At 65.1% G+C, this 24,670-nt stretch carries 22 protein-coding genes; 11 read left to right on the top strand and 11 right to left on the bottom strand.

Translation table 11 applies throughout. The features are described 5' to 3' along the window. Window positions 1-4: 4 nt before the first annotated feature. The 4 genes from U0004_RS01380 (at window position 5) to U0004_RS01365 (ending at window position 4,023) form a co-directional block, all read left to right on the top strand. On the top strand, window positions 5-649 hold the full coding sequence (locus U0004_RS01380; RefSeq protein WP_070257847.1) for an ArsR/SmtB family transcription factor: 645 nt from the start codon (window positions 5-7) through the stop codon (window positions 647-649). Continuing rightward, on the top strand, window positions 649-1,161 hold the full coding sequence (locus U0004_RS01375; RefSeq protein ID WP_070257848.1) for a ClbS/DfsB family four-helix bundle protein: 513 nt from the start codon (window positions 649-651) through the stop codon (window positions 1,159-1,161). Before U0004_RS01380 ends, U0004_RS01375 begins: the two co-directional genes overlap by 1 nt. Window positions 1,162-1,255: 94 nt before the next feature. Continuing rightward, entirely contained in the window at window positions 1,256-2,971 is a 1,716-nt protein-coding gene (locus U0004_RS01370) for an NAD+ synthase (protein ID WP_070257849.1), read from the top strand. Then, entirely contained in the window at window positions 2,968-4,023 is a 1,056-nt protein-coding gene (locus U0004_RS01365) for a bifunctional nicotinamide-nucleotide adenylyltransferase/Nudix hydroxylase (protein WP_070257850.1), read from the top strand. The genes U0004_RS01370 and U0004_RS01365 overlap by 4 nt, the downstream gene beginning before the upstream one ends. Before the next feature lie 26 nt (window positions 4,024-4,049). Here the strand turns inward: U0004_RS01365 and U0004_RS01360 are convergent, their stop codons facing one another. Together U0004_RS01360 and U0004_RS01355 are read right to left on the bottom strand one after the other, a co-directional pair. Next, window positions 4,050-4,865 carry a hypothetical protein gene (locus U0004_RS01360; protein WP_070257921.1) on the bottom strand — a complete coding sequence of 272 codons (816 nt, stop codon included), beginning with the start codon at window positions 4,863-4,865 and terminating at the stop codon, window positions 4,050-4,052. Window positions 4,866-4,980: 115 nt separating this feature from the next. Continuing rightward, a complete protein-coding gene (locus U0004_RS01355; RefSeq protein WP_070257851.1) occupies window positions 4,981-5,883 on the bottom strand; it encodes a LysR family transcriptional regulator in 903 nt (300 codons plus the stop codon). Between the two features lie 127 nt (window positions 5,884-6,010). On the opposite strand from U0004_RS01355, the gene U0004_RS01350 reads away from it, so the two are divergent. The 3 genes from U0004_RS01350 (at window position 6,011) to U0004_RS01340 (ending at window position 8,332) form a co-directional block, all read left to right on the top strand. After that, complete coding sequence (locus U0004_RS01350; RefSeq protein WP_070257852.1) at window positions 6,011-7,432, top strand: MFS transporter; 1,422 nt, start codon at window positions 6,011-6,013, stop codon at window positions 7,430-7,432. Further along, window positions 7,429-7,836: a hypothetical protein gene (locus tag U0004_RS01345; protein WP_070257853.1), complete on the top strand. Its 408-nt coding sequence runs from the start codon at window positions 7,429-7,431 to the stop codon at window positions 7,834-7,836. The genes U0004_RS01350 and U0004_RS01345 overlap by 4 nt, the downstream gene beginning before the upstream one ends. Before the next feature lie 79 nt (window positions 7,837-7,915). Further along, window positions 7,916-8,332 (top strand): hypothetical protein, encoded by a 417-nt coding sequence (locus U0004_RS01340; RefSeq protein ID WP_070257854.1) that lies wholly within the window; start codon window positions 7,916-7,918, stop codon window positions 8,330-8,332. Between the two features lie 22 nt (window positions 8,333-8,354). Here the strand turns inward: U0004_RS01340 and U0004_RS01335 are convergent, their stop codons facing one another. From U0004_RS01335 to U0004_RS01315, 5 genes are read right to left on the bottom strand one after another with little or no spacing between them, the layout of a single operon-like run. Further along, the gene (locus U0004_RS01335; protein WP_070257855.1) at window positions 8,355-8,930 is read right to left on the bottom strand and encodes a DUF1349 domain-containing protein; all 576 of its coding nucleotides are present in this window, start codon (window positions 8,928-8,930) and stop codon (window positions 8,355-8,357) included. 25 nt (window positions 8,931-8,955) lie between these two features. Next, window positions 8,956-10,344, bottom strand: a complete 1,389-nt coding sequence (locus U0004_RS01330) for an efflux transporter outer membrane subunit (RefSeq protein ID WP_070257857.1) — start codon at window positions 10,342-10,344, stop codon at window positions 8,956-8,958. Continuing rightward, window positions 10,341-13,433, bottom strand: a complete 3,093-nt coding sequence (locus U0004_RS01325) for a MexW/MexI family multidrug efflux RND transporter permease subunit (protein WP_070257858.1) — start codon at window positions 13,431-13,433, stop codon at window positions 10,341-10,343. Before U0004_RS01325 ends, U0004_RS01330 begins: the two co-directional genes overlap by 4 nt. 15 nt (window positions 13,434-13,448) lie before the next feature. Further along, window positions 13,449-14,549 (bottom strand): efflux RND transporter periplasmic adaptor subunit, encoded by a 1,101-nt coding sequence (locus tag U0004_RS01320; RefSeq protein ID WP_070257860.1) that lies wholly within the window; start codon window positions 14,547-14,549, stop codon window positions 13,449-13,451. Between the two features lie 51 nt (window positions 14,550-14,600). Then, the gene (locus U0004_RS01315; protein WP_070257862.1) at window positions 14,601-15,083 is read right to left on the bottom strand and encodes a DUF2165 family protein; all 483 of its coding nucleotides are present in this window, start codon (window positions 15,081-15,083) and stop codon (window positions 14,601-14,603) included. 123 nt (window positions 15,084-15,206) lie between these two features. Between U0004_RS01315 and U0004_RS01310 the strand changes: the two genes are divergently transcribed. Further along, a complete protein-coding gene (locus U0004_RS01310) occupies window positions 15,207-15,866 on the top strand; it encodes a helix-turn-helix transcriptional regulator (protein WP_034782669.1) in 660 nt (219 codons plus the stop codon). Here the strand turns inward: U0004_RS01310 and U0004_RS01305 are convergent. Then, window positions 15,863-17,134 carry an MFS transporter gene (locus U0004_RS01305; RefSeq protein WP_070257863.1) on the bottom strand — a complete coding sequence of 424 codons (1,272 nt, stop codon included), beginning with the start codon at window positions 17,132-17,134 and terminating at the stop codon, window positions 15,863-15,865. The two genes, U0004_RS01310 and U0004_RS01305, sit on opposite strands and share 4 nt — an antisense overlap. A gap of 112 nt (window positions 17,135-17,246) precedes the next feature. Between U0004_RS01305 and U0004_RS01300 the strand changes: the two genes are divergently transcribed. Next, window positions 17,247-18,146 (top strand): LysR substrate-binding domain-containing protein, encoded by a 900-nt coding sequence (locus tag U0004_RS01300; RefSeq protein ID WP_070257864.1) that lies wholly within the window; start codon window positions 17,247-17,249, stop codon window positions 18,144-18,146. Here the strand turns inward: U0004_RS01300 and U0004_RS01295 are convergent. Then, window positions 18,143-18,895 carry an SDR family oxidoreductase gene (locus tag U0004_RS01295; protein WP_070257866.1) on the bottom strand — a complete coding sequence of 251 codons (753 nt, stop codon included), beginning with the start codon at window positions 18,893-18,895 and terminating at the stop codon, window positions 18,143-18,145. The two genes, U0004_RS01300 and U0004_RS01295, sit on opposite strands and share 4 nt — an antisense overlap. 117 nt (window positions 18,896-19,012) lie before the next feature. Further along, entirely contained in the window at window positions 19,013-20,044 is a 1,032-nt protein-coding gene (locus U0004_RS01290) for a methyltransferase domain-containing protein (protein ID WP_070257867.1), read from the bottom strand. A gap of 139 nt (window positions 20,045-20,183) precedes the next feature. On the opposite strand from U0004_RS01290, the gene U0004_RS01285 reads away from it, so the two are divergent. Together U0004_RS01285 and U0004_RS01280 are read left to right on the top strand one after the other, a co-directional pair. Beyond that, window positions 20,184-21,080 carry a helix-turn-helix transcriptional regulator gene (locus U0004_RS01285; protein ID WP_070257868.1) on the top strand — a complete coding sequence of 299 codons (897 nt, stop codon included), beginning with the start codon at window positions 20,184-20,186 and terminating at the stop codon, window positions 21,078-21,080. Window positions 21,081-21,135: 55 nt separating this feature from the next. After that, window positions 21,136-21,546: a VOC family protein gene (locus U0004_RS01280; RefSeq protein WP_070257922.1), complete on the top strand. Its 411-nt coding sequence runs from the start codon at window positions 21,136-21,138 to the stop codon at window positions 21,544-21,546. A gap of 148 nt (window positions 21,547-21,694) precedes the next feature. Here U0004_RS01280 and U0004_RS01275 read toward each other — a convergent pair whose 3' ends face one another. Beyond that, complete coding sequence (locus U0004_RS01275) at window positions 21,695-24,565, bottom strand: insulinase family protein (RefSeq protein WP_070257869.1); 2,871 nt, start codon at window positions 24,563-24,565, stop codon at window positions 21,695-21,697. Window positions 24,566-24,670: the final 105 nt, after the last annotated feature.

Below are 24,670 nucleotides of genomic sequence, written 5' to 3'. Positions count from 1 at the left end.
GTCAATGAAAAATGCCGATATCGAATTTCTCACCGGTTCCGCCGGTTTTGCCCATATTTTAGGCAGCGCGCCGCGATTGCGCCTGCTCGAGCAGATCGCACATGGCGAATATGCGGTGGAGCAGCTGGTGGAGTTGACGGGCTTGTCCGTGGCGAATACGTCCCAGCATTTGCAGCAGTTGCGGCGCGCCGGTTTCGTGCAGGCGCGGCGCGACGGCAAGCGCGTGCTGTACCGGCTCGGCAGCGGTCCCATCGTGCAGCTGCTGGCCGCGCTGGACGTGTACGCGCAGCATCAGCGCAGCGAACTGCAGGCGCTGAGCCGGGGCGACCACGTGGAAGCGATCACGGGCGACGAGTTGCTGGAACGCATGCACGAAGCGAGCATCACTGTGCTCGACGTGCGGCCCGCGCAGGAATTTTTCGCCGGCCACTTGCCCGGTGCGATCAATATTCCTTTTGATGACTTGCAGCGCCGCCTTGGCGAATTGCCGGCGAACGCAGAGATTGCCGCGTATTGCCGCGGCCCGTATTGCGTGCTGTCCGTGCAGGCCGTGGCGGCCCTGCGCCAGCACGGCTTGCATGCGCGCCGTCTCGGCAGCGGCTACGATGACTGGCAGGCGGCTGGCTTGCCGGTGAGCCGGGAGGCGTGATGGCGATCCCCGACAGCAAGCAGGCACTCATCGAAGCTATCAACAGCACGTATGCAAAGTTGATGCAGGAGCTAGGGCGCGTGCCGCCCGCACTGGCGCGGGCTCCCGTGCTGGAAGGAAAAGTGGCGGGCACGCGCATGAGCGTGTGCGACCTGCTCGCCTATCTGGTGGGTTGGAACGAGCTGGTCTTGCACTGGCATGCGCAGCTGCGCGACGGCAAACGCATCGAGGATATCGCCTTTCCCGCCGAAGGTTTCACGTGGAACGCTCTGGGAACATTGGCGCAGCGCTTCTATGCGGACTATGCTGAACTGGGCATGGAAGACTTGCTGCAGCGCCTGGAACAGGCGAAGAACCAGCTGCTGGCGCTGATCGAGGCGCACGACGACGCGCAATTGTATGGCCAGCCCTGGTACACGCATTACACGATGGGGCGCATGATCCAGTTCAACACGGCATCGCCGTATGCGAATGCGCGCACGCGCTTGCGGGCCTGGCTCAAGACCTTGTAGCAAGCCGACCGGCAGGCTTGCACGATTGCATCAGTACGCTCAGGAAAATTTCAGGCAGGATAGTGGTTTCACGCGTAACCAATGAAGGATCACCATGCTGACCATCGCCCTCGCGCAGATGAATCCCACCGTGGGCGATTTCGACGCCAATGTCGCCGCCATCATCGCGCGCATGCAGCGTGCCAGCGACGATGGCGCCGACCTGCTCGTGTGCCCGGAACTGTCGCTGTGCGCGTATTACCCGGGCGACCTGTTCGAGGACGCCGCCTTCCTGCGCGACATGCAGCAGGCGCTCGATACGCTGCTGGAAGCATCCACGCGCTGGCCGGCGCTGGTCACCGTCATCGGCACGGCGCGGCCCAATCCCGGCGTCGGCAAGCCCCTGTACAACGCCTTGCTGGCGCTACGCGACGGGCGCATCGTGGCCGAATACTACAAGCAGCTGCTGCCCACCTACGGCATCTTCGACGAGGGGCGGCATTTCGAGCCGGGCCCGCCCGGCGCCTGCACCCTCGATATCGCCGACTGCAAGGTCGGCTTCATGATTTGCGAGGATGGCTGGAACGACGATGGCCGCGCCTACGCCGTCAATCCGTTCGATGCCTTGCACGCGGCGGGGCCCGACCTTGTCGTCAGCATCAACGCCAGCCCGTCCGACATCGGCAAGCGCGCGCAGCGCCACGCCGTGTTTGGCGCCGCCTGCGCGCGCGTCAAGCTGCCCCTGCTGTTCGTCAACCAGGTGGGTGGCCAGGACCAGCTGGTGTTCGACGGCGCCTCGTTCGCCATGTCGCCGAGCGACGGCGTGCAATTCGAGGCGGCCCGCTTCGTCGAGGATTTTCCCTTGCTGCGCTTTGCCGATGGCCGTTTTACGCGACCCGATGGATCGGCGTTTCCCGTGCCGGATCCGGATGGCATCCCCGCCGTGGAGTTTGCGCGGCGCCAGATCGTGCTCGGTTTGCGCGACTATGCGCGCCGCTGCCGCTTTACGAAAGTCGTCGTCGGCTGTTCGGGCGGCATCGATTCGGCGCTGACCCTGGCCCTGGCCGTCGAGGCGCTGGGCGCCGACAACGTGGTGGGCATCACCATGCCGTCCGTGTTTTCCAGCGCCGGCTCCGTTACCGATTCCGTCGCCCTGTGCGCCAACCTGGGCATCGTCCTGCATACGCATGCCATCCGCGACATCGTGGCGCAATACGAAGCCGGCTATGCCCAAGCCTTCGACGGCAGGCTGCAGGGGCTGCCGCTGGAAAACCTGCAGGCGCGGGTGCGCGGCACGATATTGATGGAATACTCGAACGCCTTCGGCGCCCTGCTGCTCACCACCGGCAACAAGAGCGAAATCTCGGTGGGCTACTGCACCCTGTATGGCGACACGAACGGCGGACTGGGATTGATCGGCGACCTGTATAAAACGGAGGTGTTCGCCCTGTCGCGCCACCTCAACGCCAGCGCCGGGCGCGAACTGATACCCGTCGCCGTGCTGGATAAACCGCCATCGGCGGAGCTGGCGCCGGGCCAGCGCGACACCGATAGTTTGCCGCCGTATCCCGTGCTCGATGAAATTCTCAAATGGCATATCGAGGGACGCCGCCTGCCGGCGGCTGAAAGCGCGCAGGCGCTGACCCTCGTCGACCAGCTGCGCGAGACGGACGAGGGCCGCGCCCTCGTGACGCGCATCCTCGGCATGGTCGCCCGCAATGAGTACAAACGGCGCCAGGCGGCGCCCATCATCCGCGTGCGTTCGCGCGCCTTTGGCAGCGGGCGCCAATTGCCGATCGCCGCCCACTACCCCACCGGAGACGACGCATGACCCTCACTTATTCTGCCGACGCGGCCATCCTGATCGGCCGCTTCCAGCCGTTTCACCATGGCCATGCGGGCTTGCTGCAGAAGGCGCTGACGACGGCCGCCCAGGTGGTGGTGGTGCTCGGTTCCGCCTTCCATGCGCGCAGTCCGAAGAATCCGTTTACGTGGCAGGAGCGGGCCGCCATGATCGCCGCCACCCTGCCCGAGGCGCAGCGCGCGCGCGTGCATTACGTGGCCGTGCGCGATTATTATGACGATGGCTTGTGGGCCGATGCCGTGCGGCGCGCCGTGGCGGGCGCCTTGCCCGCGGCGCAGCGCGTCACCCTGGTGGCCTGCTTCAAGGATGCCACCAGTTATTACCTGCACCACTTCCCGCACTGGCAGTTATTGAATCTGGAGATCGATCCCGGTGCGCCCATCGGCGCGACGGCCATCCGCAACGTGCTGTTCGAAGCGGAAGACGTGGATGTGTCGCTGAGCGCCGTGGCGCAGCTGCTGCCGGCCGCCATCGGCCAGTATGTGAAGGCGTGGACCTTGTTGCCATGGTATGCACCGCTGGTGCAGGAATACCGCGCCATCGAAGCGTATAAAGCGCGCTGGCGCGCGGCGCCGTATCCGCCCATCTTCACGACTGTCGACGCGCTGGTGCAGGCGGGTGGCCACGTGCTGCTCGTGCGCCGCGGCGGCTATCCGGGCAAGGGCCTGTGGGCATTGCCCGGTGGTTTCCTGGAGCCGCGCGAACGCCTGCTGCAGGGCGCCCTGCGCGAGCTGGCGGAAGAAACCCAGCTGGGCGTGCTGGCGCCCACCCTCGTCGAGGCGCTGGTCGGCGTAGCCGTGTTCGACCATCCGGACCGCAGCCAGCGCGGGCGCACCATCACGCATGCGCATTATTTTGACCTGAAGACGCGCCAGCTGCCGGCCGTGAAGGCGGCCGACGATGCGGCGCTGGCGCAATGGGTGCCGGTGAGCGCCCTGCCGGCCATGGAAGAGCAATTCTTCGAAGACCATTTTCACATCCTGAACCACTTCCTCAAGCTCACGCACGAGGGGCGCTGAGGGGGGGCTATCCCCCTCAGCGCGCATCAGGAAGTGATGCGTTCCCAGCCATGTTTGACAGCTGCCTTGAAGTTGTCCCACGCTGATTGCGGATACGTGTGCTCCCACGTGGAACGCAGGTCCGCTTCCACGTCGTCCCACGGGCGGCCCCGGTAGCTGTCGCTGCTGGCCATCGAATGGCCATAGCGGTAGGCGGGATCGTAGTCCTCGAAGCGCGCGCCGGTGGCGACATAGGTGGCGCTCCAGTGGCTGCGGTAGTACTGCTCGTCGTCGTAGCTGGTGCCTGGCAGGTTGTCGGCGCTGGGGTAGCGGCGCGCGTTGGCGCCCGCGCCCGATGACGGCGGCGCCATGCCGCCCGCAAATTGCTGCGATGCCGCCGCTTCGTTCAGGTTGCCCTGCTGCGATGGCGCGCTCGATTGCATGCTGGCGCCCTGGCGCATTGCGCTGTCGTCGTGCGGCGCGCCTTGCCAGCCGCCGGCGCGCCAGTGGTCGGCATGCGCATCGATGTCGAGCGGCGCGTAGCGCTCGACGAGGTCGGTGGCGCGCTGGATATCGGCGTCGCTCGCGCCTTCCAGTGTCAGCACGACATGTCCGCGCCGCACGGCTTCCGCATAGATGTGGCGGTCGGCGTGGCTGCCGAACAGATCCGTAAAGAAATGCTTGATATTGTCGAGCAGGCTGTCGCTGTCGTCGCGGCGGATGTTTTCCGTGGCGGAAAAGTCGTCACTGCCCGCATCGTGCAGGCGGATGCTGGCGCCGGGAAAGCCCGCCGTGATCAGGTCGTGCCGGGCGCGCTCGGCCATGTCGCGGACGGCGAAAACTGCTGCCAATGTATGTGCCATGATGGTCTCCAATCGGTGAACAACGTCCTTCCAGTGTAGGCCGTGAAAACCGAAAGGGGCGCTCGTTTGCCCCTTGGAAACCGTTGTCATCGTCAAATATTGACGAAGTGAAATCTCAGTCCGGCGTGCCCACGAACGTGCGTAAAAAGTCGATAAAGGCGCGCACCTTTTCTGCGATATGCTGCGTGTTCGGATACACGGCATACACGCCCTGCTCCGGGAAGGCGACGTCGGGCAGCAGGCGGCGCAGGCGTCCCGCGCGCACTTCCCCCTCCACCTGCCATTGCGGCAGCAGGGCCACGCCGCAGCCGCCCAGGGCAAAGCCCAGCAGGGCCGAGGCGGAGTCGGAATGGATGGCGGCGTCGTCCTGTACGGCAAAGGCGGCGGGACCGTCGGGCGTGTGCACCTCCCAGCGCAGGGGCGTGCTGAGGCGGCTGTGCGCCAGCCAGCGCGCGCGCTGCAAGTCGGGCAAGGTGGCGATGTCGCGGCCGGGCAGGCTGGCCAGGTAGGCGGGCGAGGCGACAGGCCAGATCGCATACGGCTCGATCAGCGCGGCGCGGTAGCTTGAGTCGTTGAGTGAACCCATGCGGATGGCCAGGTCATAGCCGCCCGAGATCAGGTCTTCATGCGACGACGACGAGGAATGCTGGATCTGCAATTGCGGGTGGGCGGCGGCAAAGGCGATCAGCGCGGGGATCACCGTGCGGCTGCCGTATTCGACGGTGGTCGTCAGGCGCAGGGTGCCGCGCAAGCCCTGGTGGCCCTGGCGCGCCGTTTCGATGGCGCCCTGGGCTTCGCTCAGCACGCGCTGGCAATCCTCATAAAAGCGCCGCCCCACGTCGGTCAGCGCCAGGCTGCGCGTGCTGCGCGTCAGCAGCGACACGCCCAGCTCCGCTTCCAGCTGTTTCAAGTTAAAACTGACGACGGCCTTGCTCTGGCCCAGCACGGCGGCGGCGGCCGTCAGCGAACCGGCATCGACGATGGCGATGAAAATACCCAGGCGGTCGAGACTGATCATAAATAAAAATGAATAAACATGCGGCTTCCAGCGGTTTGTCAAAATTTGTTTGACAGTGTAATCGGGGCCGGCCCGTTACGCAAATGGCGCTAGGCGCTTAAGCTGGCCGTTTGCCATTCGGAGCACCATGGACTATCGCAAAAAAGTGGCGGCCATCTATCTGCTGGGGTTTTTCGTCGACCTGATCAACATGTTCATCACCAGCGTCGCCTATCCCGACATCGGCCATGCCCTGCACGCCTCGGTGGCGCAGCTGGCCTGGATCAGTACGGCCTACATCCTCGGCCTGACCATCGTCATCCCGGCCAGCGCCTGGCTGGCTGCCTATTATGGCAGCAAAACCGTGTTCATGGCATCGTTGCTAACTTTTTTATGCGCCAGCATCGGCGCCGGCCTGGCGCCCTCGATCGAGGCGCTGATCGCCTGGCGCTGCGTGCAGGGCCTGGGTGGCGGCTTGCTCATTCCGCTGGGGCAAAGCATGACCTACCAGCTGTATCGGCCTGCCGAGCGTCCCGGCCTGTCCTCCGTCATCATGCTGGTGGGCTTGCTGGCGCCGGCCCTGTCGCCCGCCTTGGGTGGCGTCATCGTCGACAGCCTGTCGTGGCGCTGGATTTTTTACCTGAACGTGCCGTTTGCCGCGCTGGCGCTGCTGCTGGCCGCTTGCTGGCTGCGTCCCGACCCGCCGCGCGCGCAAGTGCCCCGCCTCGACACGGGCGGCCTTGTGGCGGGCAGCACAGCCATCCTTTTGCTGTTGCTGGGCTTGACCATGCTGGGCACGCCGGGCGAGCTGCCGGCCGGCGCCGGCGTGCTGGCCCTGGGCGCCGCCTGCGCATGGGTCTACGTGCGCGGCGCGCTGCGCAAGTCGACGCCGCTGCTCAACCTGCGCCTGGCCGCCGAACCGCTGCTGCGCATTGCCATGCTGATGTATTTGCTGGTGCCGGGCGTCTTCATGGGCGTGAGCCTGCTGGCCATGCTGTACCTGCAGGGCGTGCTGGGCATGTCGGCGTCGACGGCGGGCGCGCTGATGCTGCCGTGGGCGCTGGCCTCGTTTGCGGCCATCTCGCTCACGGGAAAAAGCTACCGCCGCGTGGGGCCGCAACCCCTGTTCATCTTTGGTGCGCTGCTGCAGGCGGCGGGCATGCTGATGCTGCTGCGCGTGGCTGCGGCCGATCAGCTGTTCTGGCTGGCCGGCGCGTATGCCGTGATGGGCTTTGGCGGCGGGTTGTGCAGCAGCACGGCGCAAAGCACGGCGTTCTTGCGCACGCCCGACGCGCAACTGAGCCAGGCCAGCGCCGTGTGGAATATCAACCGCCAGCTGGGCTTTTGCCTGGGCGTGGCGCTGCTCAGCGTACTTCTGAATGGCTTGCTGGCGGCGCAGGGCATCGCCACCCTGGACGACCCTGCCCTGCATGCGCGCGCGGCGCGGGTCTTTCACTGGTGCTTTGCGCTGGCCGCCAGCGCGTGCGTGCTGCCTGTGGCACTGTGCATGCGCATCGACAACCGCGCCGTTCTCGACCTTTTACATCACCATGGAGCAAGCAAAAAATGAAGACAACGAATCCCTGTTTTGACGACGTGTTATCCACGCATGTGCTGATCCGCGCATGGCTTTCCGGCGAGACCACGGCGCCGGAACATTGCGCTGATTTGCTCGCGCGTTTTTCGCCCGCGTTCACGATGGTGTCACCCGGTGGCAAGCAGCTCGATCATGCCGGCTTGGCGGCGTTTTTCCATGGCGCCGGTGGCAGCCGTCCGGGCCTCAGCATGCGTATTTCCGACCTGGCATTGATCCAGGACAGCGCCGCCGGCGCCACCGTGTCTTACCGCGAATTCCAGTCGCTGCCCGGCGCAGAAAACACCGAGCGGCTGTCGACCGTCGTGTATGAGAAAACGCCGGATGGCGCCTTGCTGTGGCGCCATTTGCACGAGACGTGGGTGGCGCGGGCGGATTGATCTTGCCACGTGGTGGCACGCGCGCTGCCTGAAGGACGATGCGCGTATCATGCGGTTCTTGCACTCGGAGAAAACAAAGATGCGCATAGACACGACATCGGACTCGCCAAGCTGGACCAAGGTCTTTGATATTGGTCATGAACTGCGGCAGCTTGGTCCCTTGATGGAAGAAAAATATCCTGATCTCGACTGGGAATTGTTTGTCTGCCTGCGCTGCGTGCCAAAAGACTTGCAGCGAAAAACATTCTGCCGCTATTACGCCAGCGACAACATGTTCGGCCTCGATATCGCCATGGACGAGGAAGACTTCGTGCCGGTGAAAAAAGACACGCCTGGGCAACGCAAATTGATCGGCACCGCTTTCTTCACTTTTTTTGCCGCCAGCATCCGTAAATACGAGAAAAAACTCCCGGGACTCCAGCCCGTTTCAGCGCAACTGATCGCCGATGTGCGGCAATGGTGCATCGATAATCAGTGGACGGATTCCGCCGTCTGATCCGCCATGCACACACGGGCACTCAAGTGAGGTCGTGCAAGTCCTTGCGCTGGGCCGGGCCCAGCGTAAATTGCGAAAACGCGACCTCGAGGCCGGCGCGTTCCGGCGTGCAGCACATGGGCCCGAAAAGGTAGCTGCTGGCCTCGGGAAATGGCGCCAGGCGCAGCAGCGGCCACAGCTTGCCATCGGTCGAATACTGCACCCGGATCACGCCCTTTTCCACCGTCACGCGCAGCCAGAAACCATCCGGCATGGCGGGAGCGATGCTGACGGCCCAATCCGATGTGTCCACCGTCAGCACGGTGCTCAACAGTAACTGGCCGTCGGAAAATTCGACGCCGCATTTGATCCAGTTTTCCGCGTCGATGCGCACCATCATGCCCGCCTGGTCGTACAGCGCTGCGTACTGCGCCGCCACATGCAGCTGCGCCGTGAAATCGCCCTCGATTTGCGTGCCAAAAAAATGGCCGCTGTCGCGGATAAACCCATACGCGGTCCTGCGCCAGAAATCCGTGTTGGCATCCGTCGTCACGCGCAATTGCGCGCCGTCGGCGGACCAGTTTTCCGGTGGATTGAGCCAGCTGCCTTGCGTGAACATTGCGTGCCTTTCCGAGCTAAAAAGATCACATAGTTTGCCCCCATCCCAGCGCCTTGTACAGGGCAATCGCATCGATATAGGACGCCGTTTCCGCCAGCAGCGCTTCGCGCCGGATATCGTACAAGGCGCGCTGGTTTTCCAGCACGGCCTGGTAGCTGCCGGAACCACCCTGATAGCGCGTGCTGGCGATGCCGAGGGCCGCGTTGCCGTGGCGCGCCGATTCCAGCAGGGAAGCCAATCGCGTCTGGTTTTGCGCCAGCTGCGTGACGGCATTTTCCACGTCTTCCTGCGCCAATAACATCGTTTGTTCATAGCGCGCCAGCGCGCCCTGCGCTTCGGCCTGCGTGCCGCGCAAGCGCGCCTTGACGCTGCCGAGGCGGAAGGCCGGGTAGCTGATGGAGGGCGCCACCTCGAAGGCGCGCGCGCCGCCGTCGAACACGCCGCTGCCGCGCAGCGCAAAGAAGCCCAAAAAGCCGCCCAGGCTCAGGCGCGGATACAGGTCGGCCGTGGCGGCACCCACGTCTTCGCTGGAGGCGGCCAGCAGGCGTTCGGCACGCACCACGTCGGGCCGTTGCTTGATCAGGCGGTTCACGTCGCCGAGCGGCAGCTGGCCCGCCAGCGGCGCTTCCTGGCGCGGCATGGTCGCCAGCGAAATGGCGCCCGGCGTCTGGCCGCTCAGCACATCGAGCCGGTACTGCGCCTGGCGCAAGCCCGCCTGCAAGGGCGGCAGCATCGCCTCGCTGCGGGCCAGGTTGGCCAGCGCGTTGTGGCGCTCTTCCGGCAAGCCGCTGCCGGCACGGATGCGCGCATCGATCAGGGCGACGGTGTCGCGCCAGCTGTGCACCTGCGCCTGCGTCAGCGCCAGGTTTTGCTGGTAGCCCAGCGCCTCGTAGTAATTGCGCGCCACCTCGGCGGTGATCGTCAGTTGCACTTGCCGCAAGTCCGCCTGCACCGCTTCGGCGCGCGCCTGCGCCGAGCGGCTGATATGGGCCAGGCGGCCGAACAGGTCGATCTCCCATTGCGCGTCGAACCCTACGCGCGTGCTGGCGCTGGCGGCGCGGCTATCGGGTGTGTCCTGTTGCACCTGGCGTTGCCATCCCGCCTGGCTGGTGACGGCAGGCAGCTCATCGAGCCGGCGCTCGTCGAAGACGGCGCGCGCGGCCAGCAGGTTCGCTTGCGCCTGGACGATATCGAGGTTGTGTTCGAGCGCGCTGGCGATCAGCTGCGACAGGCGCGCATCGTCGAAAAACGTCCACCAGGCGGCCTCGCTGACGGCGCTTGCACCGGGTGCGAATTGCGCCTGCTGCGGGCTGGCCAGGGTGATGGCGGGCGTGCCCGGCGTGACATAGGCGGGGCTGACGGCGCAGCCGGCCAGCAGGGGGAAAAGGGAGACGAGATAGCGGTAATTTTTCATGGGGATTCCTTCAGCGCCTGGGACAGGTCGCGCGCGCGCGGCGTGGCATGGTCGGCCGTGTGGCGGCGGGCCAGAAAGGTGTACACGGTGGGCAGCACGAACAGGGTGAAGAAGGTGCCGATCAACATGCCCGAGACGATCACCACGCCCAGCCCGAAGCGGCTGTTGGCGCCGGCGCCGGAAGCGAACAGCAGCGGCACCAGGCCCACCACCATGGCGGCCGTCGTCATCAAAATCGGGCGCAAGCGGATCTGCGCCGCCTTGCGGATGGCCGTGATGCGGTCGAGCTGTTCATGTACCTGCAATTCGTTGGCAAACTCCACCATCAGGATGCCGTGCTTGCTGATCAAGCCGATCAGAGTCACGAGGCCGATCTGCGTGTAGATGTTGACGGTGGCGTAGCCGAGGGCCAGCGGGATCAGGGCGCCGCAAATCGACAGCGGCACGGTGATCAGGATGATCAGCGGGTCCGTCAGGCTTTCGTATTGGGCCGCCAGCACCAGGTAGATGACGACGACGGCCGCCAAAAAGGCCAGCAGCAGGGCATTGCCTTCCGTGGCGAACTGGCGCGCATCGGACTGCCAGTCATAGCTGAAGCCCGGCGGCAGGGTTTTCGCCACGCCGTCGAGGAAGGCCACAGCGTCGCCCAGGGTCACGCCCGGCGCCGGCACGCCCTGGAAGGTGGCCGCATTTTGCTGGTTGAACTGGGTCAGCATATTCGGCTCGATCTGTTCCGTCACGGACACGACGGCGGACAGGGGCAGCAGGCTGCCGTCGTCGGCGCGCACGTACTGCTGCGTCAGGGCTTGCGCCGTCAATCTCTGTTCGCGCGGGCTTTGCGCGATGACGTCGTAGGCGCGGCCATCCATGCCGAAGCGGTTCAAATAATTCTCGCCCACCAGCACGGCCAGCGATTCGCCGATGTCCTGCATGCGGATGCCCAGGCTGTTCGCCTTGGAGCGGTCCACGCGTACTTTCACGACGGGGTTGTTGTAATCGAGGTCGCTGTCGACCACGGCAAACAGGCCGCTGTCGCGTGCGCGCTGCTTGACGTCTTCCATGGTGCGGAACAGGGTGGCGTAATCCTGCGCGCTGCGCAAGACCATCTGCACGGGCAAGCCGCCGCTCGATCCCGGCAAGGGCGCCAGCTGGAAGGCGAAGATGCTGGTGCCTTCCACGTCGCCAACGGCGTGCTGCAATTCCGCCTGGATGACGGCCGCATTGCGCGAACGCTCGGCCCACGGCGTCAGGTTGATGCCGCCGATGCTAGACGCCGGGCCTTCGCCGCCGTTGATGATCCAGCGCGAGTCCGTTTCGGGGATATTCTTGTAGATGTCATCGAGCTTGTAGGAAAAGCGTTCCACGTAATCGAGGTTGGCATGCTGCGGCGCCTTGATCGCCGTCAGCACGCTGGCCTGGTCTTCCGCCGGCGCCAGTTCGCGCTGCGGCAGCAGGTACAAAAACGGCAGACTGACCATCACCAGCGCGGCGAAACCGGCGCTCAGCCAGCGGTGGTGCAGGGAGCGGTCCAGCAGGCGCGCATAGCGCGAGGTCAAGCCTTCGAAGAAATGCTCGGCGGCGCGCGCCATGCGCCCTTCCGTCTGTTTCGGCTGCAGCAGCAGGGAGCTCATTACGGGAGACAAGGTCAGCGCCACCACGCCCGACACCACCACGGCGCCGGCCAGGGTCAGCGCAAATTCCTTGAACAGCGCGCCAGTCAGTCCCCCCATCATGCCGATCGGCGCATACACGGCAGCCAGCGTGATCGTCATGGCGATGACGGGGCCGGCCACTTCACGCGCGCCGACCAGGGCGGCCGCCACGGGCGTCTTGCCTTCCTCGATATGCCGGTGCACGTTTTCCACCACGACGATGGCGTCATCGACCACCAGGCCCACGGCCAGCACCATCGCCAGCAAGGTGAGCAGATTGATGCTGAAACCGAAGGCCAGCATCAGCGCCGCCGCGCCCAGCATCGACAGCGGGATGGTCACGACGGGAATCAGCACTGAGCGCAGGGAACCCATGCACAGGTAGATGACGATGACGACGATGAGCAGCGCTTCGAGCAGCGTATGCGCCACCTCGTCGATGGACGACTGGATGAAGCGTGCCGTCTCGAATGCCAGCTCGACCTTCACGCCGGGTGGCAGGGTTTTCTGGATCTCCGGCAGCAGCTTCTTGATGCCGTCGACGATCACCAGCGGGTTGCCGCCTGGCGTGGGTGACAGGCCCAGATACACGGCCGGCACGCCGTCCATGATGCCGCTCGTCTCCGTGGCGGCCGCGCCCAGTTCCACCGTGCCCACATCCTTCAGGCGCACCAGGGCAGCACTGTCATCGCCGCCCTTGCGGATGACCATGTCGCGGAACTCCGCCACGCTGGTCAGATCCGTGTTGACGCTGATGTTCGAGACGACGAATTGTCCTTTCACCTTGCCGGGCGCCGCCTGGTAGTTATTGCGCCGCACGGCGTCGGCCACGTCGGCCGCCGTCAAGCCGCGCGCGGCCAGCTTGGCCGGATCGATCCACAGGCGCATGGCCAGCTGCTGGCCGCCATACACGTCGACCTTGGCCACGCCGTCGATGGTGGCGAACATCGGTTGCACCACGCGCGCCAGGTAGTCCGTCAGCGCGGGCGCGGACACGCTCTCGCTGGCAAAGCCGACATAGGCGACGGCCGAGGAATCGCCGGCCGAGCGCTCGATGACGGGGTCAAACGCGCCTTCGGGCAGCTTGTAGCGCACCTGGTTGACCTTGGCCATGACTTCCGTCAGCGCCTGCGTGGAGTCGCGGTTCAGCTCCATGCGCACGGTGACCGTGCTGCTGCCCTGCACCGACGACGAGGTCAGGTAATCGATGCCTTCCACCGACGATACGGCTTGCGCAATCGGCTGCGTGACAAAACCCTGCATCAGTTCCGCCGAGGCGCCCGGATACGTGGTTTTCACCGTGATGGTGGACGATTCGAGCATCGGATATTGGCGGATCGGCAACTGCAGGATGGCGATCACGCCCAGCATCAGGATCAATGTGCTGATCACCAGCGCCAGCACGGGGCGGCGTACGAATAAATCGGTAAATTTCATGGTGATGGCCTTCCCTTACGAGCCGGCCTTGGGCGCGGCGCGCTTGGCCTCGTCCAGGGTATTGGCCACGGCCTGCACTGCCATGCCGTCGGCCAGTTTCAGCTGGCCCGAGGCGACCACCCGCTGGCCTTCGCGCAAGCCATCAAGAATGGCTACCCGGCCCCCGGCCCGCTCGCCCAGTTTCACGCCCACGCGCTTGACGGTGAGCGGCTGTTTTCCTTCCTGCTGCGCGACGAACACGGTGTCGCCATACGCGCTGTAGGTCACCGCCGTTTCCGGCACCGTCAGCTGCTGGCCTGCCTCGCGCGCCACGCGCACATTCGCGTACATGCCCGCTTTCAGCGCGCCGCGGGGATTGCTCAATGCCGCCTGTACCTGCACCATGCGCGAGCGGGCGATCAGCGGGTCGATGGCGTTGATCTTCGCCGTGAAGATGTCATCGGGATAGGCGTCCACCAGCACTTGCACGGCCTGGCCTGGCGCCAGCTTCGCGCTGCTCTGTTCATCGAGGGCGAAGTTCACCATCAGCGACTTCGTGTCGATCAGGCTGGCCACCGTGTCGGCCGCGTTCAGGTACTGGCCCGCGTGCACCTTGCGGATGCCCAGCTGCCCGGCGAACGGTGCGCGGATGGTCTTTTGCGCGATCAGCGCTTCCGTCTGGCGCACGTCGCCCAGGGCCGCGTCGCGGGCGGCCAGGGCCGTGTCGAGCTGCTCCTGCGTGGCCGCCTTTTCCTTGACCATCTGCACCGTGCGGGCATGGCTGCTTTCCGCGTTTTTCAGCTGTGCGCGCTGGCGCAGCAGGGCCGCCTGTTCTGGCGCGTCATTCAGCTGCACCAGGATGGCGCCGGCGGGCACGGTCTGCCCCGACTCGAAGCGGATCTGCGTGATGCGCCCGCCCGTCTCAGCCGCCACCTGCACCTGGCGCGCCGCTTCCAGTTCGCCTACGCCAGCGAAGTAGCGTTCCTGCGTGCCCAGCACGACGGGGACCAGCGCCACCTTGGTGGCAGGATAGGCGGCGGCATCGGCCGCATGCGAGTCGGCACGCGGATACAGCGCGGCACCGGCGACGGCCAGGGTGATGGCCAGCGCGGAGGCGCCGACGATTTTCGTATTCATGATGAAGTCCTTTACTGCAGTCAAAGGGAGAAGAGGCGCAGCGGAGGCTGATCAGGTCCGCTGCGCGTTGAAAAGTACAAACAGGGCGATGGTCCACAGCAGCAGCACCAGATGCGTCGTCTGCAAGCCTTCCTGTGCGATCCAGTAGCCGAACCACAGGCCGCCCAGGTGCATCAGCAGCAAAAAGGCGGCCATGGCGCACAAGGCCAGGTTCAGCCAGGGCAAGGCAGCGGCCAGGCCGTCGCCGGCAAACAGCGCCACGCCCGTCCAGGCGGCAATGGCGGCCAGCAGTTGCAGCGTCAGCACCACGCCCAGCGACAGCCGATGCAAGCTCAAGGATGTGAGCGCGCGGCGCAGCAGCGGCGTCTGGATGGTCGGGTCCTGGCGCAGCGGGTCCATGCGCATGGTGTTGCCGATGGCCCAGACGGAGCCGTGGAAGGCGTGCAAGTTGTTGATGGCGGCCAGGGTGAGCCAGATGGCCAGGCCGGTAGCGAGGATGGCGTGAAACAGCCAGATGGAGTGCTGCAGCTGCATGGGATTCCAGTCCAAAGAGTGTCTTGCTGGCACGCGGACGTGGAAACTCCTCGACAGCGGGGAGCTACCGGCCTATTATGCAAGCAATTAGTTGGTTAACTGGCCCCATGATAGTTGAGCGAAATGAATTACACAAGTAAACGTTTGGATAATAGCGAAGCGCCGCAAACGACGGAGCGCATCCTGTATTTCATCAAGACCAAGGGACCCGTCTCCACGGCGACCCTGGCCAAGACGCTGGACATGACGGGCGAGGCGGCGCGCCAGCAAGTGCAAAAGCTGGTGGCGGCGGGCCTCATCGAGGGGCGCCAGGAAGCGCAGGCGGGCGCCGGCCGGCCGCGCCAGAACTGGGTCTTGACGGAGGCGGGCAATGCGCGCTTTCCCGACACGCATGCGCAGCTGACGATCAAGCTGATCGGCTCGGTGCGCCAGCTGTTCGGCGAAGCGGGGCTGGATAAACTCATCACCCAGCGCGAGGAGGAAAGCCGCAGCGCGTATGCGTTGGCGTGCTCGGCGCCGGATTTGCCCACGCGCTTGCAGCAACTGGCGGCCGTGCGCGATGAAGAGGGCTATATGGCGCGCGTGGAAGCGGACGGCGACGACTGGCTGCTGATCGAAGACCACTGCCCCATCTGCGCCGCCGCGCGCACCTGCCAGGGCTTTTGCCGCTCCGAATTGCAGCTGTTCCAGGAAGTGGTGGGGCCAGGCGCCAGCATCGTGCGCGAGCAGCATGTGCTGGCCAATGCCATGCGCTGCGTCTACCGCATTTCTGTCTTGCCCTAAGCCTTGGGAAACAGGGGCCAGGTGCCTAGCGCTACCAGCCCCGCCAGCCACCACACGACGGGCCAGCTGCTGGCCGCCAGCAGGTGCGGGATGGCGATCGGCGTAAGGAACAGCCCTACGTAGACCGCCGTGTTTGCCATGCCCAGGGCCGTGCCCGCGTTGGCGCCGCCCGCTTCCGTGGCCAGCTCCGTGTAGGCCACGCCATGCCAGGCGGATACGGCGATGCCGGCAGCCACCACGGCGGCCATCAACAGCCAGCCCGGCGCGTCCAGCCAGGCGATGCATCCAAGCACAATGAACGAGGCCAGCGCTACCAGGGCCGAGCCGCGCAAATAGGCGGGCCGGTTCGCGTGGCGGTCCGTATGGCGTCCGCTCCAGATGCGCATCACCATGGCGCCCGCCTGCAGGGCCACCATCACGGCCGTGATGGCCGTCAGGCCCAGGTGGCCATGGTCGTGCAGGAAGACGGTGGCGAAGCTGAGCACGGCAAATTGCGGCACGCACAGCAAGCCGATAGCGGCCACCATGCGCCAGACTTTACGATTCCGCAAGGGCGGCGCAGGCTTGACCTCCATCAGGCCCGTGGACGCGTTGTGCGGGCCCGTGGCAGCCTCGGCAGAGAAATCGGGCTCATGCATCCAGCGCCACGTAAAAAACGCCGACAGGGCGCATACGAGGGCCAGGGCGCCAAACACGGGCATGAAGCCATAGCGCGATGCCAGGCTGGGCAGGACGAGGGCGCCGAGACCGCCGCCCAGGGGCACGGCCGTCTGGCGGATGCTCATGGCGAAACCCCGTTCGCCGGCGCCGAACCAGCGCATCACGGCGCGCCCGCTGGCGCCATTCACGCTGCCGCCCAGCACGCCGACCAGCGCCAGTCCGGCCGCCAGCGCCCATAGCGGTGGCACCGTGCCCTCAGTCGGGGTGATCCATAGCAGCAAGGTCAATAGTGCCAGCATGGTCCCCAGCAAGCCGGTCAGCAGCACGGGGCGGTCGCCCCAGCGGTCGGTGGCCATACCCCATGGCAATTCGGTCAGGGCCACGCCCAAGCCCATGGCGCCCAGCGCCACGCCCAGTTCCGTATTGCTCAGGTGATAGCCGCTGCGCAGCCAGATGGCCGTGGTGGGCATGCCGTTGGCGGCGGCGGAAAAGCTGGCATTGGCGGCCACGCCGACGGCCAGCACCTTCCAGCGGTGGGCATTGCCCAGCGCGGGCGCGGTGACGGGGACAGGAACAGGAACAGGAACGGTTGGGCAGCTGGTGGTCATGGCATGGACGGGAAAGTGGTTGACCCTGACAGTGTTGCGCAGTACGATCGTTCTGAATATCAGATAATTTACCAGTCACCATCCCATAAAACAGGACAATCTCCGTCGCGCCATGAGCTTGCTGAATTTCGACATCGCCTTCTTGCGCAGCTATGTGGCTGGCATCGAGCTGGGCAGCTTTGCCCGCGCGGCGGACAAGGTGGGCCGTTCCACCTCGGCCGTCAGCGCGCAGCTGAAAAAACTCGAGGAGCAGGCGGGCATGCCTCTGTTCCGCAAGGATGGCCGTGGACTGGCGCTGACGCCGGCCGGCGAAGTCTTGCTCGGCTACGCGCGCCGTTTGCTGGAACTGAACGACGAGGCGGCCGTCGCCTTGCGCGGCGCGGAACTGGAAGGCTGGATCCGGCTGGGCCTGCAAGAGGATTTTGGCGAAGCCTTGCTGCCCGACGTGCTGGGGCGCTTTGCCCGCGCGCATCCGAAGGTGCGCATCGAGGCGCACGTGGCGCGCAACACGGCCTTGATGCAAGGCCTGGCCATGGGCCAGCTGGACCTGGCCCTGCTGTGGGGCGGCGCGTGCATCGCCGACGTGGCCGAGTATCCGTTGCAGCAGCGCCAGCATATTGCCGAACCGGCCATGCGCTGGATCGCCTCGTCCAGCCTGGCCTGGCGGCCCGAGTCGGGCGAACCGTTGCCGCTCATTGCGTTCGACCGCGACTGCCTGTTCCAGCGCTGCGCCACGCAGGCGCTGGACCATGCCGGCATCGCCTGGCGCACGGCGTTTACCAGCCCCAGCCTGGCCGGTCTGTGGGCGGCGGCGGCAGCCGGGTTGGGCGTGACGGTGCGCACGGGCCTGGGCTTGCCCTCAACCGTGCGCGCGCTCGATCACGTGGCGGCGGGCTTGCCCGCCCTGCCCCCGTTGTCGCTGGAGCTGCTGCGCGCCTCCAGCGTGCCGAGGCCGCCCGTCGAGCGGCTGGCCAGCCTGATCATCGAGTCGCTGCAACAAGATGCGGCTTAAAACTCCTGCACCGTCGGGCGCAGCACGATTTCATTGATGCTCACGTCGTCCGGCTGCCCGATTGCATACGCGACGGCGCGTGCCACGGCGTCGGCGGGGATGGCTTGCTTGTAAAACTCCTTCAAGCCGGCCGCGCTTTCCGCATGGCTGCTGCCGCCCGTCAGCTCCGTGGCGATGGCGCCGGGCAAGATGGTCGTGGTGCGGATGGTGCCGCCGCTGGCCGCCAGCTCATGGCGCAAGCCCTCCGAAATGGCGCTGACGGCAAACTTGGTGCCGCTGTAGACGGTCCCGCCAGGGCTGAAGACTTTTTGTCCCGCCACCGATGAGATATTGATGAAGTGGCCGCTGTTTTGTGCCTGAAAATGCGGCAGGACGGCAGCGATGCCATTCAACACGCCCTTGATGTTGATATCGATCATGTTGTTCCACTCGTCGACTTGCAAGGCGCTCATCGGCGCGATGGCCATCAACCCCGCATTGTTGATCAGCACATCGACCTTGCCGAACACGGCGAGGGCCGTGTCGATCAGATTCTTGACCTCGGCAGGCACCGTGACGTCGGTATCGGCAATGGCGGCCTGGCCGCCGGCCGCCGTGATTTCCTCGGCGAGGATGGTGAGCAGATCCATGCGCCGCGCACCGAGCACGACACAGGCGCCCAGTGTGGCCAGATGGCGTGCCGTGGCTTCGCCCAGGCCGCTGCTGGCGCCGGTGATGACGACGACTTTCCCTGCGATATTTAGACTCATGATGGATTCCCTGTGGAGGCAGCAGAGTGCTGCGGATGACATCGATCAATGCTGGCACAGCTTAGCGCATTTGCGCCTTTTTCTGCTATAAAAAAGATAATTATTAAATGATAATTGTTAGGCGCGCGCAATCAACACCTGCACGGGTGCCATGGGGAAATCGCTGGCGCTGTATTGTTCCACTTCCCGCCAGCCCGTGTCGCGCAGCAGCTGCGCCAATTCTCCCTGGCGCGTCACCGTGCGGCCCAGCATGCGCATCGGCAAGTAATACGGCAGCACGCGCGCCGCGTCGCCGGCTGCCGGGGCGATTTCCGCCTGCACGCAGATGAAGACGCCTCCGGGTTTCAAGGCTGCATGGATCTTGCGCAAGGCCGCCGCCATGTCGGGCACGAAATGCAGCACGGACGAGCACCAGATGAGATCGTAGCCACTGCCGATATCGTCACTGTCCAGGTCGCCACCCAGCGTCTCCAGCCGGTCCGATAGTTGCGCATGGGCGATGTTCGCGGCCGCCACGGCCACCGTTTCCGGCCAGTCGAAAACGCAGCCGTGCAAGCCCGCATGGGCTTGTGCCAGTGCAATGGCAACCCAGCCCGGGCCGCCACCCACGTCAAGCAGGCGCAAGGGCGTGTGACCGTTCGAAAACGGGGCGATGCGCTGCATCACGGACAGGGCCGCGCGCATGGTGACGGCGCGTTGTTCCTGGCCAATTTGCTGCTGCGCGGCAGCGGCCCAGTTGACCCCATTCGCCGTGCTGTACGGTGCGGCCTTGCCGCCCTCGCGCACCAGCGTACTCAGCTGCGTGGCGAAATGGCGCAGCGCATGCAGCCGGTACAGCCAGGCATCGCCGCAAAAGGCAAGGGAGGTGCGGCAGAAATACTGCAAGGTGGCGGCCGTGCAGCGGTAGCGCTGTGCCTCGTCGTCGGCCGCATCGCGTTCCAGCACCTGCATGCTCCAGAGTAATTCCAGCAGCAGGGCCGTGTGCGGCGCGTGCAGCGACAGGGCTTCGGCCAGCTGCGCCGGCGTGTGCGGCGTGGCCAGCAATTCGAAAATGCCCAGTTCCAGGGCGGCGGCCAGCCCGTCCGCCTGCACGGGGGCGACGGCGAGGTCCCAGTAGGGTTGCAAGGCGTGTTGCGAGGTGAACGGCATGGTGCTTCCTTTCGGCGTAGTGGGCACGAGGTGTGCATAACGCTATTTTATGCAACAATGAGAATAATTATCATTTGCATTTGTATGCGACCCGGTGCATTTCGTATGCGCGACGGCGCGCGGGAAAACAGGAGGAGCGATGATGGAACAGGACAGGGAAGCGGCAGGCTGGACGCGGCGCCAGCTCGATCCCGGCATGGGCGAGTGCCGCGCCGACCAGCGGCAAGTCGATCAGGGCTTGCTGCTCGTGCATTCCGATTACCGCCCGCGGCTGGCGCTCGTCGAGCAATCGAAGCATGACGACGCGGGCGGCATGGTGATCACCATCGGCCTGCAAGGCGCATCCTGCTACACGACGCGCGATGGCGAACAATTGCGTTTCCGGGGGGGCCATACGACGGTGACGGCGTTTCGCCACACGAGTGGCGAGCGCCGTTTCGAGGCGAATCAGCGGGCGGCGCAATTGCGCGTGCTGGTCGCTGAAGACGCGCTGGCGCGCTACTGGCCGGAGGGACTGGCGTCATTGTTACCCCACGGTGGCGCGCGCCAGCTGGCGCATGCGGCCACCACGGCGGCCTCCGCCCTGCAGGCCCGGGCGCTGCTGCGTGCGACGGACCCGCTGGCCGTGCATATCGGCGTGCTCAGTGTCCTGGCGGAACAGTTGCGGGCACTGCGCCCGGCGCCCGCGTCCGCTCCCGCGCCGCGCTGGCCCGAGGCCGAGATGATCAAGCTGGAGCGTGCCTACGCGCTGATGCAGGAGCAGATGGCGCAAGACCTCACGCTTGATTACCTGTGCGCGCAAGTGGGGCTGAGCCTGTTCAAGCTCAAGCAGGGATGGCGCTACCGCTACAACGACAGTCCGCAGCGCACCCTGCTGGCGCTGCGCATGCAGCGGGCAAAGTTACTGCTGGAAAATGGTTGCCAGGTGGCGCAAGCGGGCTGGCAAACGGGCTATCGCCATCCGTCCAATTTCAGCGCCGCGTTCAGCCGCTATTTCGGCTACGCGCCGAAGACCGTGGGACGCGCTGGCACGTAAAAAGCCGGTGTAGAATCGGCGGGCAGCACACTCATACGACCCACAAGGAGACATGATGGCCCGCAAAATCTTTGTCAATCTGCCCGTCCAGTCGCTGGAACGTTCCGTAACGTTCTTCACGGCGCTGGGCTTCAGTTTCAATGCCCACTTCACGGATGAAACGGCGACGTGCATGATCGTTGCCGACGACATCTTCGTGATGCTGTTGACGCACGACAAATTCCAGCAATTCACGCCCAAGCAGCTGTGCGATACCAAGGTGGCGACGGAAGTGCTCGTGTGCCTGTCGGCCGAGAGCCGCGGCGAAGTCGATGAGCTGGTGGCGAAGGCCGTCCAGGCGGGCGGCAGCATCTACAAGGAGCCGATGGATTTCGGCTTCATGTATGGCCACAGTTTCCAGGACCTGGATGGACATCAGTGGGAGTTGATGTTCATGGAGCCGAACGCCGTACCTGGAAACGCCTGACCAAACCTACTGCGCGTCGCGCTTTGCGGCCGGCGATGCTCACCGTACTAGAGTACGGTTGCGCTTCTCGGCCACAAATCACTGCCGCTCGCTACGGTTTTGTCAGGCGTTGCAACAGCCAAGTCAAAACACTTGTTAAGCCCACGCCTTAGCTGGCCAGCGCCAGCAGATCGACCACGTCCAGGCCGGCCAGGTCTTGCGTCGTGTTGCCCGCAAACGCGGCGCGGCTCGGCTGGCCGTTCTTCAGCCAGGTGCGCGTGACTTCCTTGATCTGCGCCAGGGTGCAGGTCAATACGCCGGTGCGGAATTGCTGGCGCACGGCTTCCGTCGTACCGCGCTGCTGCATGTTCCACGCCGTCAGCGCTTCCGCGTATGGCGAGTGCGGCTTGTCGAGGCCCTTGATGACGCAGATGATGGCTTCTTCCACTTGTTCCTGCGAGAAATCGCCGTCGAGGATTTGATCCAGGGTCGTACCGAAGTCGGCGTACGTGCCGGCCAGGCGCGGATCGCGGTAGGAACTCAACGTGAACGTGCCGGCGCCGGCCGCATAGCTGGCGCTGCCGCCATAGGCGCCGCCTTTTTCGCGCAGGGCCGTATGCAGCACCTGGTTGGTCATCAGTTCGGCGGCCACGGCCAGGGCGGACGCGTCCGGATTGTGCACGCCAGGCACGGCCCAGGAAACGAAGCAATGGTTGATCTGGCTCGTCGCATGCAGGGCGGTGTTGGCCAGCGGCACGGCAGTTGGCGTTGCCGTGTCGCTTGGCGTCGTGGCATCGGTGCTGGCTGCCGGCAATTCCAGCAAGCGGGCCAGGGTGATGCCATCTTGCTCCAGGCCTGCGCACAGCACGGTTGGCTGCTGGGCGATGATGTGCGCGTGCAGGGTGTCGAGTTCGCGGGCGATTTCCTGCAAGCCTGCCGACGTCTTGCTCAATTGCTGCAAGCGGCGGTAGAACGGCAGCGCTGCCGGGCCGCCGACGATGTCGTCGAAGCGGCGCGTGGGCGACAGCGGTGCCGCCGCGGCCAGCATGGCGTAGCGGTTGCCCGATTCGGCCAGGCTGCTCAATTTGTCCTGCACCAGGCTTTCGATCAGGAAAGCCAGGCGTTCTTCTTCATCGAAGCGGGGCTTGGCGATCCAGGCCGACAGCACGGCGGCGATTGCCGCGTGTTCTTCACGCAAGCCGCTGGCCGAGAACGACAATTCCACGCGCATCGCCTGTTGCGGGCGGGGAATGGCTTCCAGGCCGATGTGGAACGAGGGGACCATGCTCTGGCGCCAGGCGCTGGCATCGTCGAACGACATGTCGCCCACGCCCAGTTCCGGCGCCAGGTCCGTGTACAGGCGCAGCCAGGGCCACGACGCTTCCGGCAGGTTCGACACGTCGTACAGCACGTTGGCATAGCTGATGCCGTTCGAGGCGATACTGAACGCCACGGCGCCATCGACGGCGGCGGGAATCGGCAGTGCCGGGCGCGGCAGCGCACTGACGTCGCCGGGGCGGATGCGCGGCAAGACTTCGGAATTCGATGGCAGTTGCTGATGCGCTTCCAGCGCGGCGGACTCGGCGATGATGTGCTCGCGTTCGGCATCCGTCAGCGTCGCTTGCAGGGCCGCCAGCTTGGCGTCTTCCTGCGCGGCGCGGTCCGTGAAGTAGGCGCTGTCGGGCACCACGTGGGTGGTCAAACGGGTCGGATTGGCGATCAGCTCGCGCACCAGCTGCTTGAAGAATTCCGGGTCTTCGATCTGCTGTTCCAGCGTTTCCAGGATGGCCGCGTTGTCGAACGCATCCATCACGTCGCCGCCATACATGGCCAGCGGCAAGGCGTGCAGCAAGCGGCCCAGGCCGTAAGGCATGCGGCCGCTGCTGATTTCGCGCTGGCTGTACTTGATGTCGCGCAAGGCCGCGTGCAGCACGGCGGCGGGAATACCCTCTTCCGCCGTCTCTTCCAGGGCCGTCCAGATGCGCTGGTGCGCATCGGCGATCTGTTCTTGCGTCAAGCCTTCCATGCCGATGTGGAACACCATCTGGCGGATGCCCGCGTCGCGGCCATTCATATCCGATGGGCGGCCATAGCCGGCCGATTCCATGGCGCGCATGACGGGCGCCGACGATTCGCCCAGCAAGCCGTGCGACAGCAGATGCGCGTGGTAGTAGGCGATGGGGTCGCTCGACTCGCCCATCAGCCAGGCGAATTGCAGGCCGAACTCATCGTCGCGTGCTTCCTGCGACGGAATCTTGACGATGTTTTCCTGCGGCGCGGTCCACGCGGGCGCCAGCTGCGGCAGGCGGCGTTCGGAGAAACCGCTGAGCTTGGACAGCACGCGCTCGGCGACTTGTTCCTGCACGGCCGACGCTTCGATATTGCCGGCGGTCATGATCACGGCTTGCGACGGATGGTAGTGGCTGGCGTGGAATTCTTTCAGCATGGCATGCGTCAGTTCCGGGATCACCAGTGGATCGCCGCCCGACTCCACTTCATACGTCGTGCCCTTGAGCAAGGCGCTGGCGATGCCGCTGTCGAGCGCGCGCATGGGGCTGTTGAAGGCGCCCTTCATTTCATTGAAGACGATGCCCTGGTACACGAGCTTGTCGCCTTCGAACGCATGGCGCCAGCCTTCCTGGCGGAAATTCAGGTAATCGAGGTTCGGGAAGAAGGCCGCGTCCAGGTAGACGTCGAGCAAGTTGAAGAAATCCTTGCGGTCGGTGCTGGCGAACGGGTACACGGTGCGGTCCGGATAGGTCATCGCATTCATGAAGGTGGCCGTCGAGCGGCGCAGCATCGAGAAGAAGGGGTCGCGCACCGGGTAGCGGGACGAGCCGCACAAGGCCAGGTGTTCGAGGATGTGGGCGCGCCCGTCGCTCACTTCCGGCACAGTGGGAAAGGCCACCAGGAACACCATCTCAGCCTGCTCGGTATGCATGTGGATATGGCGCATGCCCGTTGCTGGCTCGACATATTGCTCGATGGTTGCCTGCAAGACTGGAATGAAGTTGCTGCTGACTTTTTCAAATGTGCTCATGCGGTATGGGATCTCTGCGGTAGGTGATTCGGAGTGTCGGTGGGGCTGCATCACATATGGGGGCAAACTGGCGCAATGCCAGGGCGGGCCCCAGTTTGATGCCTG

Origin of the sequence: Janthinobacterium lividum (genome assembly GCF_034424625.1) — a bacterium.
In the GTDB taxonomy this organism is placed as follows: domain Bacteria; phylum Pseudomonadota; class Gammaproteobacteria; order Burkholderiales; family Burkholderiaceae_D; genus Janthinobacterium; species Janthinobacterium lividum.
The sequence above is the reverse complement of the archived record's forward strand: the minus strand, read 5'-3'. Positions and strand labels throughout refer to the sequence as shown.